The 13,891-nt window shown below is 64.5% G+C and carries 15 protein-coding genes; 10 read left to right on the forward strand and 5 right to left on the reverse strand.

What is annotated here, in order from left to right:
• The 7 genes from FAA97_RS20800 to FAA97_RS20830 form a co-directional block, all read left to right on the forward strand.
• Positions 1-436 (forward strand): recombinase family protein (locus FAA97_RS20800; protein WP_136600488.1); only part of this gene is annotated, 436 nt, incomplete at its 5' end.
• A 99-nt stretch (positions 437-535) separates the two neighbouring features.
• Positions 536-751: a ribbon-helix-helix protein, CopG family gene (locus FAA97_RS20805; RefSeq protein ID WP_020817828.1), complete on the forward strand. Its 216-nt coding sequence runs from the start codon at positions 536-538 to the stop codon at positions 749-751.
• Between the two features lie 194 nt (positions 752-945).
• The gene (locus FAA97_RS20810) at positions 946-1,824 is read left to right on the forward strand and encodes a helix-turn-helix domain-containing protein (RefSeq protein WP_020817827.1); all 879 of its coding nucleotides are present in this window, start codon (positions 946-948) and stop codon (positions 1,822-1,824) included.
• Between the two features lie 277 nt (positions 1,825-2,101).
• Positions 2,102-2,371 (forward strand): CopG family ribbon-helix-helix protein, encoded by a 270-nt coding sequence (locus FAA97_RS20815; protein WP_006473479.1) that lies wholly within the window; start codon positions 2,102-2,104, stop codon positions 2,369-2,371.
• Complete coding sequence (locus FAA97_RS20820; protein WP_006473480.1) at positions 2,368-2,673, forward strand: type II toxin-antitoxin system RelE/ParE family toxin; 306 nt, start codon at positions 2,368-2,370, stop codon at positions 2,671-2,673. Before FAA97_RS20815 ends, FAA97_RS20820 begins: the two co-directional genes overlap by 4 nt.
• Before the next feature lie 67 nt (positions 2,674-2,740).
• Positions 2,741-3,364, forward strand: coding sequence for a ParA family partition ATPase (parA, locus tag FAA97_RS20825; protein WP_021316632.1), 624 nt, complete (start codon positions 2,741-2,743; stop codon positions 3,362-3,364).
• 36 nt (positions 3,365-3,400) lie between these two features.
• Positions 3,401-3,697, forward strand: coding sequence for a hypothetical protein (locus FAA97_RS20830; RefSeq protein ID WP_006473490.1), 297 nt, complete (start codon positions 3,401-3,403; stop codon positions 3,695-3,697).
• Positions 3,698-3,969: 272 nt separating this feature from the next.
• On the opposite strand, the gene FAA97_RS20835 is transcribed toward FAA97_RS20830, so the two are convergent.
• Both FAA97_RS20835 and FAA97_RS20840 read right to left on the reverse strand, forming a co-directional pair.
• Entirely contained in the window at positions 3,970-5,634 is a 1,665-nt protein-coding gene (locus FAA97_RS20835; RefSeq protein WP_023512661.1) for a type IV secretory system conjugative DNA transfer family protein, read from the reverse strand.
• Positions 5,631-5,936 carry a hypothetical protein gene (locus tag FAA97_RS20840; RefSeq protein WP_020821017.1) on the reverse strand — a complete coding sequence of 102 codons (306 nt, stop codon included), beginning with the start codon at positions 5,934-5,936 and terminating at the stop codon, positions 5,631-5,633. The genes FAA97_RS20835 and FAA97_RS20840 overlap by 4 nt, the downstream gene beginning before the upstream one ends.
• Positions 5,937-6,207: 271 nt before the next feature.
• Between FAA97_RS20840 and traA the strand changes: the two genes are divergently transcribed.
• Together traA and FAA97_RS20850 are read left to right on the forward strand one after the other, a co-directional pair.
• Positions 6,208-9,810: a Ti-type conjugative transfer relaxase TraA gene (gene traA, locus FAA97_RS20845; RefSeq protein WP_024269998.1), complete on the forward strand. Its 3,603-nt coding sequence runs from the start codon at positions 6,208-6,210 to the stop codon at positions 9,808-9,810.
• Between the two features lie 11 nt (positions 9,811-9,821).
• Entirely contained in the window at positions 9,822-10,580 is a 759-nt protein-coding gene (locus tag FAA97_RS20850) for a DUF6118 family protein (protein ID WP_006473465.1), read from the forward strand.
• Between the two features lie 19 nt (positions 10,581-10,599).
• On the opposite strand, the gene FAA97_RS20855 is transcribed toward FAA97_RS20850, so the two are convergent.
• From FAA97_RS20855 to FAA97_RS20865, 3 genes are all read right to left on the reverse strand, one after another.
• A complete protein-coding gene (locus FAA97_RS20855; RefSeq protein WP_136600489.1) occupies positions 10,600-11,166 on the reverse strand; it encodes a TetR/AcrR family transcriptional regulator in 567 nt (188 codons plus the stop codon).
• Positions 11,167-11,176: 10 nt separating this feature from the next.
• Positions 11,177-12,652, reverse strand: a complete 1,476-nt coding sequence (locus tag FAA97_RS20860) for an MFS transporter (RefSeq protein WP_246041616.1) — start codon at positions 12,650-12,652, stop codon at positions 11,177-11,179.
• Between the two features lie 355 nt (positions 12,653-13,007).
• Positions 13,008-13,619 carry a uridine kinase family protein gene (locus tag FAA97_RS20865; protein WP_020820347.1) on the reverse strand — a complete coding sequence of 204 codons (612 nt, stop codon included), beginning with the start codon at positions 13,617-13,619 and terminating at the stop codon, positions 13,008-13,010.
• A 114-nt stretch (positions 13,620-13,733) separates the two neighbouring features.
• Here FAA97_RS20865 and FAA97_RS20870 point away from each other — a divergent pair.
• Positions 13,734-13,891 (forward strand): recombinase family protein (locus FAA97_RS20870; protein ID WP_425467441.1); only part of this gene is annotated, 158 nt, incomplete at its 3' end.

Here is a 13,891-nt window from a genome sequence, read left to right on the forward strand (position 1 = left end):
GCTGGCGAAGATGCTGGACCATTTGCAGCCCGGGAACGTGGTGACGGTGACGCGGCTTGATCGCCTCGCCCGATCGACGCGCGATCTTCTCGACATTGCTGAGCGGATCGGCCACGCCGAGGCCGGCTTGCGTTCGCTGGCCGAGCCGTGGGCCGACACGACGACGCCGGCCGGGCGCATGGTGCTGACTTTCTTCGCCGGCGTTGCCGAGTTCGAGCGCAGCTTGATCCATGAGCGCACGAGCGCCGGCCGCGCGGCGGCGAAGGCGAAGGGCGTTCGGTTCGGCCGCCCCCCTGCCCTGTCGGCCGAGCAGATCGCACACGCCCGCCAGCTCATCAGCGAGGACAAGAAGCCGGCCGAGGTTGCCCGGCTCTTGGGTGTGCATCGCTCTACCCTCTACCGGGCCATAGAACGCATTGACGTGGATACGCATTGACGCAACTACGTTTAGTCGCCCGGCCCTAGAAGTAGTGCCTTTCTCGCCCCCTTACGCAAAGGGTTGCAGAATCGGGCGATTTCGTCTCTTCATGTAGACATGGCGAGTCGCACCCGAGAACAAGTTAAGCTGGAAAGTGTCCGAAACCTGCGCGCCCGTTGGCGCGCGGAGGGCCGGATTCTTGTGCAGGCCGATCTGCCCGGCGAGCTGGTCGCGGCGATTGACCGCCTGAAGGACGACGCGGGCTTGCGAGGGCGCGCGCCGATCATCGAGGAAGCGTTGAGGTTCTATATCGAAGCGAAGCAAGGGACATAACGGCAAAACGCCCGACCGTTGGCGCGGTCGAGCGTTTTATAGGCCGTCAGACACACCGTAGAGCCGGGGCCATCAAAGTCTCCCCTTATCTACGCTAGAGCACTCCAATTCGCAAGATTGATTCTTGCGGAAACGGGGAAAGCTGTGCCTGCCGTCCGCGCTGTCATGTCCTTCAAAAGGAAGGACGAGGGCATATGTTGAGGACGCACTACGCGGCCGCGATCGGCTGCGCGCGCGGGAACGCGCTTGATGAAATCATGCGGGAGGTTTGGACTCGATACGGCGCGGGCCAGCTCACCGACGACGAGGCCGGCGAGCTTACGACGCTCGCCCATGAGCGCCGGGCCGCCCTGCGGGGATCGGGACAGACCGCGCTAGGGTTGATCTTTCCGCCCCCTGCCCCACGCTGCCCGACACCAGTTCGCCGGCATAGCCATATCCGGGGACGATCGGAGGGCCGCATATGGCGGCCGACGACGCGCAAGGACGTGCAGGCGATCTTGAAGGCGGCCGAAATCTACAACGAGGCCGGCTTGCACGAGAAGGGCGAGCGCAGCGGGCCGCTAGGATCGGTGGCGCTGGACGTGCTGCGGCTGTTCGTCAATCTCATCGACTTCCGCACCGGCCGGCTTGAGCCGTCAATCACCACGATCATGGATCGGCTAGGCCGGTCGCGCGATACGATCGTGCGGGCGCTGAAGAATCTGCGGGCGCATGGCTTCATTGACTGGCTGCGGCGCTATGAGCCGACCGGGAACGAAGGGCGCGGCCCACAGGTGCAGCAGGCCAGCAACGCCTATCGCCTGTCCCTGCCGGAGAAGGCCCGGCAGTTCCTTGGACGGTTCGGCAAGGCTCCACCCCCGCCCGCCGATCATGGACAGGATCAGCGGGCTTGGAGCGAGGCAATCGACGCCTACAAGACCACCCTGCCCCTCGATGAGCGAACGCAGATCGACGCCGGCGATAGCCCGCTAGGACAGGCCCTTGTGCGCATGGCGAAAAACTTCATGAAACGTGAGTCCGATAACCAGACTGAATCCCCATCTGATCTTTATCTAAGAGGCAAAACATAAGCGGTCGCCGCTGTTCGGGCTGCTTACGCAGCCCTGCGGCGGTTCCGGCCCGCGTATAGGCGGGCCGGGAAACGGCACCCCCACTACCTAATCCGCACCGCTCGCGCCTGCGACCAGCGTCCTATGGCTTTCGAGAGGGAGTGAAGGGCAAGGTCGGCGCTTAATTATTTACGTTAATACGTATTGACGTGTAAACGTATTACCTTGATAGAAGGCGATGGCGGCGGCCGGGAAAACGTGCTAGAGTGTACACAATTCAACACACGGAGGCGATTCCATGACCGCCAGCACCACCATGACGATTCGGGTTAGGCCCGATGTGAAAGAAAAGCTCGACCGGATCGCGAACGACACGCAGCGAAGCAAATCCTTCCTCGCCGGCGAGGCCGTCGCCGCCTATGTCGATCGCGAGCTTGAAATCATCGACGGTATCAAGCGCGGCATGGCTGATGCAGCGGCCGGCCGAGTGATCCCCCATGCGCAGGCCGTCGCGGAAATGCGTGAGGTTATCGAGGAAGCGAAGCGCCGGAAAGCCGCGCGCGGATGAGGCCGGTTGTCTGGTCGATTGAGGCGCAGCGGGATAACCTCGAAATCCTGCGCTATATCGCAGAGGACAACCCATTCGCCGCCGAACGGGTCGTGGATGCGATCGAGGACGCCGGGAACAAGCTCGGCGAATTTGCGACCGGCCGGCCGGGGCGGGTGAGCGGAACCTATGAAAAGTCCCTCGCCCGTCATCCCTACATCATCGCCTATGAGCTGCGGGACGTGGGGGGCCGGGAAAGCGTCGTGATCGTGCGCGTCATCCACACGTCGCGCGACTGGCCGGCCGAGGAATGGCCGCACTAGCTTAAAGACGTAGTAACGTCCTTAGCTATATGCTTCAATACGTATTCACGCAAAGAAGGATTGACGCATGAACGTCATTGCGTTTTTGAGCCAGAAGGGCGGGAGCGGAAAAACCACGCTTTCGGTTCATACCGCCGTGGCGGCCGAGGCGACCGGCGAACGGGTTTGCGTCATCGACGCGGACCCACAGGAGAGCGCGACCGCATGGGCGAGCGCGCGGGAAGCCGGAACGCCGATCGTCGCCACGGCGCAGGCCGGGGAGCTGGACGCCGCGCTTAGGGCGGCCGAGGGCGAGGGCATGACCTTGGCCGTAGTGGACGCCCCGCCCCATGCCGCCCCGGCGGCCGGCCAGATCGCCCGAAGGTCGGAGCTGGTCTTGATTCCGGTCAGACCGTCCGCGTTTGACCTCGCTGCGGTCCCGGCCGCCGTCGAGATCGTGGCGGCCGCGAAAGTGCGCGGCGCGTTCGTCCTGTCTGCCTGCCCGTTCCGTGCGCCCGAGATCGGGGAGACGCGCGCGGCGCTGGAAGCCTACGGACTGCCGATCGTTCCCGGCGAGATTACCGACCGGCGCGCGTTCGCCCGCGCCGTCACGACTGGCAGCGCCGTGACGGAGTTCGAGGCCGAAGGGAAAGCAGCGGAGGAAATCCGGGCTTTGTGGGCGTGGATTAAAGGCACGTTAGAACGTAAATAGCTAAATACGTAAGCGCGTATTGAAGGAGCGAAACCTATGGCAAAGAAAGCAACCGGCCTCGCGGCCTTCACCCGCCCGAAGGCCGGCGCGGAGGCCACCAGCCTTGCAGCGATCGAGGACGATCGCCCGGCCGTGGAAATCCCGACGCCGAGGCGAAAGAGGGGAGGGGGCGAGACTGTCGCGCTTACGGTCAAGGTCCGGCGATCGGACTGGCAGCGCCTTCGCCAGCTCGCGGATGCAGAGGGAACGACAATTCAGGCGATGGCCGAGGCCGGGCTTTCGGCGGTTCTGGCACAGCACGGATTGCCGCCGATCGAGCCTTATGCACGTTGATACGTAAATAGCTAAATACGCTAATGCTTGCGCGCGTGGCCCGCCCCCCGGCCGTCCCTACGGCCCTAGATGATGAGAGCGGGCCGGCCGGGGGGCTATCGTCGCGGCCGTGGCGTTTCCCTGAATAGAGCTTGCACCAGGTCGGCGGGTGGATCGCGGCGCAAGCCGCGCCGGCCCGGAGGCGAACGCGCTCCCCAATAGCGCCGTAGAGAGCCGGAGGGCCGTTCGTAACAAAGTCCCGGCGCTATGCGCCGGGTCCGCTTCTTGTCACGTCAGGCAGCGTCATACAGCCCCCGGAACTCTGCATCGGCATAATAGGCGAGCTTGCCGGCGACGATCGGCCGTTGCCCGGCGAGGAACAGCAATTCGACATGCTGCGGCAGGTTGCGGACCTCATCGGGGGTCAGCAGCGGGCGGGCCGTGTGTTGCTCGCCGTAGGAGATGCCGGATTTATCGGAATCGAGCGCCCGGCTCATGGTCTGGAACACAACGGTTTCCTGCCCGAGCAGATCGGAGACAAGCCGGGCGCTGTCGTGATCGTTGACGCCGAACACCTGTAGGACGCCGGCATTTGACAGGAAGGTGCCGGCGCGTTGCCCGTAGGTGGCGCGGAGCTGGTGAACGTCTTGCAGGATCGGCCAGAGCTGGACGCCGTAGCCGGCCATGAGGCCCATTGCGCGCTCGACGGGGGCCAGATGGCCGAGGGCGGCGAACTCATCGAGCAGATAGAGGACCGGCACGGCCGGCTTGGCGGGATCGCGGGCCATGTCGGTGAGGCTTTGCGCGACGAGCAGGCGCAGCCAGCGGGAATAGGTGGCGAGCCGATCGGGCGGCAGGACGAGGAACACCGAGACGTTGCGGCGCTTGAGATCGGCAAAGCCGAAATCGGATCGGTCGAGGACGGCGACCATGCGCGGGCTGTCGAGGAAATGGGTATGGCGCTGCGCGGCCGAGAGGACGCCGGCCGCCTCGCGGTCGGATTTGCCGAGGTGGCGGTTTGCAGCGCGGGCGATCAGGCCGGAGGCGGCCGTTGATGCCTGCATGTCCTTCAGGAGCGCCGCGAAGGCTTCAGGGGCGAGGGTGAGATATTCGCGCAGGGTGGCGAGGTTCCGCCTGTCGCGCGGCGCGCTGGCGGCAATATGGAGGATCAGGCCGGCAATGAGCGCCTTGGCTTCCTCGTTCCAATGCGCTTCGCCGGCCATGCCCGGTTCATCGAACACGAGGGCGTCGGCCAAGGTGCTTGCATCTTCCGCGACATCGAGGCCGGCCGGGTCGAGCTGGTCGAGGGGATTGAAGGCGGCCGAGGGCTGGCCGGTGACGCCGAAGGGGTCGAGGACATGGACCGGGCCGAATTGCTGGCGGGCGCGGCCGGCGATCTTGGCATTTTCGCCCTTGGGGTCGATGCAGATCACGGAGCGGTCGGCGGTGAGCAGGTTGGGGATGATGGTTCCCACCCCTTTGCCGGTGCGCGTCGGTGCCATCGTCAGCAGATGGGCCGGGCCGTCATAGCGCAGGAGCTTTCCGGTCTTGCCGTCGCGGCCGATCAGCAGGCCGGAATCGGCGCGGGCGAGGGCGGCGGTTTCCTTGTCGGTGGCGAAGCGGGCCGAGCCGTGGGTTTCGCCGTCCATATCCCCGAAATGGATAATCAGCGGATTGGTGAGGAAGCGGAAGGCGAGCGCCAGCAGCACCAGCAGCGTGACGAGATCGAGCAGGAGAACCGGAACCGAGCCGACGCGAAAGCCGATTTGTTCGAGAGCGAAGCGGCCGCCGAAGCCGACGACGAACAGGACGATAACAAGGAGGAACAGAAGCCCGAGAAGCGGTTTCCAGATGCGGAAAGGTGCGGCGAGCAGAGCGACGAACGCCCATAGCGGATCACGCGCGGCCTGCCGCACCATGTTCTTGAACGCACCCCATGCAAGTCTCGCCTGACTCATGCGGCCGTCCCCCCGGCGCTGCCTGTCGTCTCCCCGGCCGGCGCGTTGTCGATCAGGTCGGCAAACAGTTCCTTGTCACCGGGGCGCGTCAGGAAGTCGGGCAGCTCACGCTTGAGCCATTCGCCCAAGCGCCGGGAAAATTCTTCATCCTTGCCGTGTTCGAGGCGATGCAGGACGAGCGCGCCGAGCAGCACCTTGCGGCGCGTGTCGTTGGCGCGTTCCTGCTTCGACAGACGGGCCTTGAGCGTGGCGCGCTGCGCATCCAGTTCGGCCAAGCGTTGTTCGATCGTTTTGCGCGCCATTCCTCAAATCTCCTTTTCCGGTTGTTCGCCTAGACTATCATTCCCGACCGTCTTTTCCAGCGTTTGCCTGTTGCGCTTGAGTTTTCAGCGGTTTTGCAGCACAATTCCGGCCTCAGTTCATTGCATCGACCTTGCCGCGAGCGCCACACCGATCAGCGAAAGAGCGTAGCGATTGAGTTGAGAAGGGCGCACTTACGAGTTACTGCGTAACTCAGCGCGCCGCCAGCTTGGAGGCTGGCGGGAAAGGCGGAAACGGGATCGAGGCAACGGGTTGGCAATCTACCATTTCAGCATGAAGCCAGTTTCGCGGGCGGGTGGCCGTAGCGCCGTCGCCTCAATGGCTTATCGTGCCGGGGAGAAGCTGACCAACGAGCGCGACGGGATCACGCACGACTACACGGCCAAGCAGGGTGTTGAACATGCCGAGATCGTCTTGCCGGAAGGCGTGAACGCCGATTGGGCGCGGGATCGGTCGGACTTGTGGAACGCCGCCGAATTTGCCGAGAAGCGGAAGGACGCTCGCGTTGCGCGGGAGTTCGAGATTGCCTTGCCGCATGAGCTTTCGGCCGAGCAGCGGCTAGAGGCGGCGCGGGAGATGGCGCAGGAGCTGGCCGACCGCTACGGCGCGGCCGTGGACTTCGCCATTCATGCGCCGCACGAGGCGAGCGACGTTCGCAATCACCATGCCCATTTGCTTATGACCACGCGGCAGGTGACGGAGGGCGGGTTAGGCGACAAGACCTATCTTGAGCGCGAAAACAAATGGCTGTTGGCGCACGACCTGCCGACGACCGATATGCAGCTCCGCGACCTTCGCCAGAGGTGGGAGGGGATCGCCAACGAGCGCCTTGCGATGGCCGGGCTAGATATTCGCATTGACCATCGTTCGCACATGGAGCGCGGGCTAGAGATCGCGCCGACCGAGCATATGGGCGTCCATGCCACGCAGATGGAGCGGCGCGGCCTCGACGTGTCGCGGTCGCGGCTGGACGAGGAAGCGGCCCGGCGCAATGCCGAGCTGATCCGAGAGAAGCCCGAGCAGGTTCTAACCCTCATCACCGGCGAAAAGAGCGTGTTCGACCGGCACGACGTTGCGCGGGCGCTGCATCGCTACATCAACGACGACCCGCAGGAGTTCCAGAGCGCCTTTGCGAAGGTGATGGCCTCGCCGGCGCTGGTCGAGTTGCAGCCCGAGCGCGCGGACCCGGCAACGGGCGAGATCGAGCTTGCGCGGTATTCGACGCGGGAAATGGTCGAGATCGAATCCGGCATGATCGAGAGCGCGCAGCGGATGCACGGCGCGCATGGTCATGGCGTCGATCGCCGGCATGTCGAGCGGGCGATAGATCGGCAGGACGCCGCCATTCAGCGCAGCGCCGGCGATGCTTCCGCCCGGCTGTCGGACGAGCAGCGCCGGGCGATCGAGCATATCACCGGGCCGGAGAGGATCGCGGCCGTTGTCGGTTATGCCGGCGCTGGCAAGTCCACCATGCTCGCGGCCGCGCGCGAGGCGTGGGAGGCCGAGGGCTATCAGGTCCACGGCGCGGCGCTGTCGGGCAAGGCGGCCGAGGGCTTGGAGGAATCTTCCGGCATCCAGAGCCGCACCCTCGCGTCATGGTCCCGCGGTTGGGAGAACGACCGCGGCACACTCGGCCGCGGCGACGTGTTCGTGATCGACGAGGCGGGCATGGTCGGGAGCCGCCAGCTCGCCCGCTTCGTTGGCGAGGCCGAGGCGCGCGGGGCGAAGATCGTCCTTGTAGGCGACCATGAGCAGTTGCAGGCGATCGGGGCGGGCGCACCGTTTAGGGCGATCACGGAGGAAATCGGCCATGCCGAGCTGTCCGAGATTCGCCGGCAGCGCGTGGACTGGCAGCGGGAGGCGTCGGTTGACTTCGCCACGCACCGGACGGCCGAGGGGCTGGCGGCCTATCGGGATCGCGGCAATATCAGCTTTGCCGAAACCGGCGAGGACGCGCGGGGCCAGATCGTGCGCGACTACCTTGCCGATCGCGACGAGCGCCCGGACGGCACCCGCGTAGCGATGGCGCATCGCCGGGCCGATGTTCGCGCCATCAACGACGCGATCCGGGCCGAGCTACAGGACCGGGGCGAGCTGGCGCAGGGCGAGGACGCCGGCGCGCTGACCTTCCAGACCAATGACGGCAAGCGGGAGTTCGCGCCCGGCGACCGCATCGTGTTCTTGGAGAACAACCGCGACCTTGGCGTGAAAAACGGGATGCTAGGCACGGTCGATCATGTCGAGCCGGGCCGCATCATTGCCACGCTCGACGGCCGGGGCGGCGATAGTGTTTCCGTGCCGATGGGCGATTATCAGGCGATCGACCACGGCTATGCGACGACGATTCACAAAAATCAGGGGGCGACGGTGGACCGCGCCTATGTGATGGCGTCGGGGACGATGGACCGGCATCTAACCTATGTCGCCATGACCCGGCATCGTGACGGGGTGCAGCTCTACGCGGCACAGGACGAGTTCACCAATGCCGGCCGGCTGGTCGAGCATGGGGCCGCGCCCTATGAGCATGACCCGCAGAAGTCCGACAGCTATTTCGTGACGCTGGAAAACGACAAGGGCGAGCAGCGCACCCTATGGGGCGTCGATCTTGAGCGCGCCATGAAGGAGGCCGCGCCCGAGATCGGGGAGAAGATCGGCCTACAGCATGAGGGTTCCACCCCCGTCACCTTGCCGGATGGGACGCAGACGCACCGCAACACATGGAAGGTTCAGGACGCCGGCGAGCTGGCCTATAGCCAGCTAGAGCGCCGCCTGTCGCGGTCGGGCGTGAAGGAAACGACGCTCGACTATACCCGCGACTTTGCCGAGCGGCGCGGGATCGCGGAGCAAATGGGCGTCCGCAGCGAGATCGAGATTCCGGCCGAGCGCACCGGGCTACGTGCGGAACGGGAGTCGACGGCCGGGGATCATGCCCTTGATCGGAGATCCTCGCAAAAAGTTCGCGCGGATCTCGCGCAGGATCTTCGTGCAGATCCGCGCGAGGATCTCGCCGGCGATCGACAGCAGCGCCAACGGCCGTTCGAGGGCCTGAAACTCGGCCGCCGCGCCGCGCCCGAGAGCCGCGAGCCAGACCGCGCCGGCGCGGACGGCCCGCAGATCGACCAGAAACGGCCGCAGCAGGCCGAGAAGCAGCGGCGCGGTATGTTCGCCGGCCTCAAGCTCAATGCGCGTCCTGCCCCCTCACAGGAGCGCACAGAGCGGCCGGAAAGGGAAGGGAGCTTGCGGCAGGCGCCTGCGCCCGACCGGCTGGCCGAGCGGGCGCGGGGGCAGTCGCCGCTTGAGGCCGCCGTTGACCGCTATTCGCGGGCCTATCAGTCGATCGACCAGCACCGGCGCGAGGGCTTGCCGGTCCTCGACATGCAGCGGCAGGAAATAGGCGATGCCGGCCGGCAGCTCGACCAGGTGCAGGGCGGCATGAAAGATTTGCTGCGCTCGACGTTGCAAAACGACCCGGCGACGGTGCGCGCCATGACCGAGCTTTCCGGCCGGGAGCGTGTCGCGCAGGTTATCGACGGGATGAAGCGCGAAAACGCGGCGCTGCAAGACCCGAATATCAGGGCCGAGCGGTTCGTTGAACGCTGGCAGGAGCTACAGGGCCAGCGCCGGGAGCTTCGCGGCTGGCAGCACGACGATGCCCGCGCCAAGGTCGAAAGCCAGATGAACGGCATGACCAAGAGCCTTGAGCGTGACCCGCAGGTAGATTCCATCCTGCGCAATCGCCGTCAGGAACTCGGAATCGGGCAGCAGCAGCGCCGGGGGCAGAGCATCGCCCACGAGCTGCAAGAGGAAATGTCACGCAGCCGGCAACTTAGCCGGGGCATCGGTTTGGGAAGGTAGGCACGGAGAATATGGCGGAGCTGGACGACGACAGGGAAGGAATCGAGCCGGAAGCACTGGACGAGGACGCCGGCGACCCGGCCGCCGCGTTCGACGCGCTCCGGCGCACGATCGAGACGCAGGGCGCGCAGATCGGCGCGGAAATGACCGTGATGCGGCGCGGGCTGGAAGCGGCTTTCGACCAGCTCGAAAAGATCGAGCCGGCGCAGGACTACAAGCCCCAGCTCGCCCAGCTCGTGCAGGCGCTCGACAATGTTGCGGAGCGGCTGCACGGCGTAGAGCAATCGCCTATTCTCCGGCAGGGTGCGACACACTATGCGGCGCTCCTCGAGCGCAGCGGCGAGGCCCTGATACGCACCGCCGCGCAGCAGCTCGAGCGGCAGGCGTCCGACCTCGAGCGCGCCGGCCGGAACCTCGCCGCTCATACGAAAAGCGCCTACGACCGGAAAAGTCAGGATTTCCGCATATGGATGGCCGGCCTTGTCGGGCTGTTCGTCGGCATATTCCTGATTTTGCTGTTGCCGCGTTTCCTGCCCTTCTCGGCCGACACCCATGTTGCGGCGACCGTCATAGGTCAGGACCGATGGAACGCCGGCGTCACCATGATGCGGGTGGCCGATCCCCGAAGCTGGCGCGGCGTGGCCGATTCCTCGCAGCTCGTGCGCGACAATGCCGAGGCGATCGGGCAATGCGCCGAGGCCGCGCGCACGGCCGGTTCAGATCAGCAATGCACCATCACCGTGAAAGCGCCGGCAGCACCGGCGCAGTAGGGTTGTGGGGGGACACCAGTTATTTCGGGAGGTTTTCTTCCGCCTCAACAGGTCCGGCGGCCATCGCGACGAGGCGCGCCGCGATACGCTTGCGCAGTTGCTCGGGGAGCGGGCGCGACGACAGCGCCTCGTGAATCCACAGCCCATCGGCGGCAAGGCGCGAAATGAACCTGTCCAACTCGGCAGCGTCGTTTCCAATCGGCGCAGGAGGTGCCCAGCGGTCGATGACCTGTTGCCACAGATCGCCAAGCTGCCGATTGTCGAAGCTTTCCAGCATGAGCAGCAGTTCGACCCGCCGGGCAGCTCTTGCGCAGGTGTTGATGTAGGCGGCGTGTCGTTCGGCGTCTGTCGCCCTGTCCGAGGTGTTGCCGGCGCTCGCTTCCAGCTCCTGTTCCCATGAGCGAGTCAGATGCTCATGGGTGGCGAGGATCAGGGCTTCGCGCGACGGGAAATGATACAGAAGGCCGGCGCGTGTCATGCCGGTTTCGAGCGCTACGGCGTCGAGGGTGACGGCGGTGAGGCCGTCACGCTCGATGATGCTCACAATGGCTTCAAGCACTTCGAGGCGCTTGCTGGCTCTCGCCATGTCGGCTTCCTTAGTGTTGTGTGGGATAGGCTGACGATTGCGAGCCGGGACCGTAGCGCCGCAACAGGATGCCGGTGATCAGGGCACCCACGGCCAGAACACCCGCCGCCACGTACATGACGACCGTATAGGCGTGGTCGAATGCGATTCCTGCCGCTTGACGCACGACAACACCATCGGCCCCCGCCTCGTTGGCAAAGACCAGCGCCGACGCCATGCTGTCGCGGGCCGCTTCCGAGGTTCCGGCGGGGAACACGACGTTGACCGTATAGAGGTAGGCCAAAAGACTTCCGAGAATTGTGACAGCGAACAGACTGCCAAACTCGTAGGACACTTCCTCGACCGACGACGCCATGCCGGCGCGATGCACAGGCACATTGCCCACAATAGCCGTTGATGCCACCGACATTGTTGCACCTACGCCGGCACCGGTCAGCGCCAGACCGGCGATCAGCCAGCCAAGGCCATGAGTGATGCCCCATGTCGCAAGCAGGACCGCCAGCGATCCCGCCGCAAGCCCGCCAGCTATAAGGATACGTAGGCCAATACGATGCAGGAATGCACCACCGAGCAGCGCAGTCGGCAATGATCCGAGCGCCGCCGCCGAAACCAGCATCCCGGCTTCCAGCGGCGTGAAGCCCGCAACGAGCTGGAAGCGTTGCGTCGTAGCAAGCTCAACACCGCCGATGGCGAACAGGGAGAACGCGGCCGCTAGAACGCCCGATGTGAACGCGGCATTGCGGAAGATCGAGAAGTCGAGCAGCGGGAACGGCAGGCGCAGTTGCCGGCGGACGAACAGCGCTCCGGCGAGGATGGCAACCAGCAGCGAAATAGCGGGGACGGCCCACGACTGCCCGGCATGGGCAGATTCCTTGATCGCGATCACAAAAGCCGACAGCGCCACCAATGCCTGAAACGACGACACCACGTCCCAAGGCTTGGTCGCATCGCCGGCCACCTTCGGCGCAACGATCAGCGCCGAAATGAAGGCAGCGACCACTACCGGCACATTGATGAGGAACACCGACCCCCACCAGAAATGGCCGAGCAGAAAACCGCCGATGATCGGTCCGAGCGCAGCGCCGACGACCGACAACGACCCCCAGATCGCAATGGCGATGTTGCGTTCCCGGTCATCCTCGAAGGTGACGCGGATGAGGGCGAGTGTCGCGGGCATCATCGCCGCCGCGCCGACCGCCAGAAAGGCCCGCGCCCCGATCAGGATTTCCGCTGTAGGCGAATAGGCCGCCACAATCGACGCGACACCGAACAGCACGAGGCCGATGAGGAACATGCGCCGGTGACCGATCCTGTCACCCAGCGTCCCGGTGCCGAGCAGCAGGCCGGCCATGACGAGGGGGTATGCGTTGATGATCCACAACCCTTGCGTTGCCGTCGCGCCAAGCTCGCGCGTCAGGGTAGGCAGGGCCGTGTAGAGGACCGAATTGTCCAGAACGATAAGCAGGAGACCGGCGGCGACGGTCACCAGAAGAACCCAGCGGTTCGAGTGGGCGGCAGGCATGATAGCACCATTCAGTGAGAGTAGCCAAACTTTACAGACAAGTTAGTAAAGTATCAAGCGCCTGCCCGTGAGGAACTTCAGACAATGGCCGACAGCGGGGCTTCGCATTCCGGGGCGCGATCAATTTGTCGCGAAATTCCTGATTTTTGCGACAAAATCGCCGGCGCTGATTTTGCAGGGAAAAATCTGTCGCAAAAATCAGGTGCGAAAGTCAAACTTGTGCGACTGACTTTCGCGACACGTCGCGGCCCGGATTCCGCGCCGCTGCGGACGTGGTGCAGGTTTCAGGATTTGCGCGACATAAGGGGCGCGAAGGAATTTAATTCTGGATCACCAGATCAAAAGACCTTGGCGGGCAGACGCGCTCGAAATAGTAGCTTTCAACATCGTCCCAAACAGCGTGCCACGCGGCTAAAAAGCCCTCCGCGCCCTGTTCGCGCGCAGCAGTCCGTTCATGCCGCACTTTGGTCGGCACATCCACGATCACGGCGAGGTCGATCAAATCCCGAAGGAACGGAGATGCGGAATAAGCTCCTTCGAGCAGAATCGTGGGCGCTGGCGCGACTTCGGTAAATTCGTTCTTGAGGCTGTAAGTGCCATCCGGGCCTAGTCCCTGCATGAAGTCGAAAGCTCGCCACTGTGCAGGTTCCCCCTTGCGTAGAGGCTCTATTGCCTCGCGAACGCGGTCCCACTCAAAAACGCGATTCAACCGCTCCGCCACGGTTTTGTGAGGCCACTCGGATTCGGGAACCTGCGTTTGATAGAAATCATCGAGCGTAACCAAGGCTATGTCGGTCAGCTTCGCCAACCTTGCCGCAATCGTTGACTTACCGGAGCCGCTTCCCCCGTCAAGCGCCACGACAACAGGACGTGCGAGTTCGGCGCGGAGGGCTTCTATTCTCTCAAGTATGTGGAGTTCAGGCGACTTCATTGTTCAACCAATTTCGATGATGCTGCGTTGTCGCAAAAATTCCAAAACCCGCGACAGCTTTCTTGTCGCATAATAGGGATTTCCGCGACGGTTTGCACGAGGTAGATTCCGGGCATGTCGCCCACGAGGAAGCCCCTGCCCTTGCTTATCGGATATGCCCGCGTCTCGACCGACGGCCAGACTCTCGACCAGCAGCGCGCGGCGCTGAAAGCGGCCGGCTGCAAGCGCGTGTTCGAGGAAAAGGCATCCGGCGCGCAGCGCGGCCGCCGCGA

Source organism: Peteryoungia ipomoeae (genome assembly GCF_004912165.1).
GTDB classification, from domain to species: Bacteria; Pseudomonadota; Alphaproteobacteria; order Rhizobiales; family Rhizobiaceae; genus Allorhizobium; species Allorhizobium ipomoeae.

What these genes read in the sequence shown, in the direction of transcription:
- FAA97_RS20805 (WP_020817828.1), top strand. Translation starts at nt 536, where the DNA reads ATGGCGAGTCGCACCCGAGAACAAGTTAAGCTGGAAAGTGTCCGAAAC.
- FAA97_RS20810 (WP_020817827.1), top strand. Translation starts at nt 946, where the DNA reads ATGTTGAGGACGCACTACGCGGCCGCGATCGGCTGCGCGCGCGGGAAC.
- FAA97_RS20815 (WP_006473479.1), top strand. Translation starts at nt 2,102, where the DNA reads ATGACCGCCAGCACCACCATGACGATTCGGGTTAGGCCCGATGTGAAA.
- FAA97_RS20820 (WP_006473480.1), top strand. Translation starts at nt 2,368, where the DNA reads ATGAGGCCGGTTGTCTGGTCGATTGAGGCGCAGCGGGATAACCTCGAA.
- parA (WP_021316632.1), top strand. Translation starts at nt 2,741, where the DNA reads ATGAACGTCATTGCGTTTTTGAGCCAGAAGGGCGGGAGCGGAAAAACC.
- FAA97_RS20830 (WP_006473490.1), top strand. Translation starts at nt 3,401, where the DNA reads ATGGCAAAGAAAGCAACCGGCCTCGCGGCCTTCACCCGCCCGAAGGCC.
- FAA97_RS20835 (WP_023512661.1), bottom strand. Translation starts at nt 5,634, where the DNA reads ATGAGTCAGGCGAGACTTGCATGGGGTGCGTTCAAGAACATGGTGCGG.
- FAA97_RS20840 (WP_020821017.1), bottom strand. Translation starts at nt 5,936, where the DNA reads ATGGCGCGCAAAACGATCGAACAACGCTTGGCCGAACTGGATGCGCAG.
- FAA97_RS20850 (WP_006473465.1), top strand. Translation starts at nt 9,822, where the DNA reads ATGGCGGAGCTGGACGACGACAGGGAAGGAATCGAGCCGGAAGCACTG.
- FAA97_RS20855 (WP_136600489.1), bottom strand. Translation starts at nt 11,166, where the DNA reads ATGGCGAGAGCCAGCAAGCGCCTCGAAGTGCTTGAAGCCATTGTGAGC.
- FAA97_RS20865 (WP_020820347.1), bottom strand. Translation starts at nt 13,619, where the DNA reads ATGAAGTCGCCTGAACTCCACATACTTGAGAGAATAGAAGCCCTCCGC.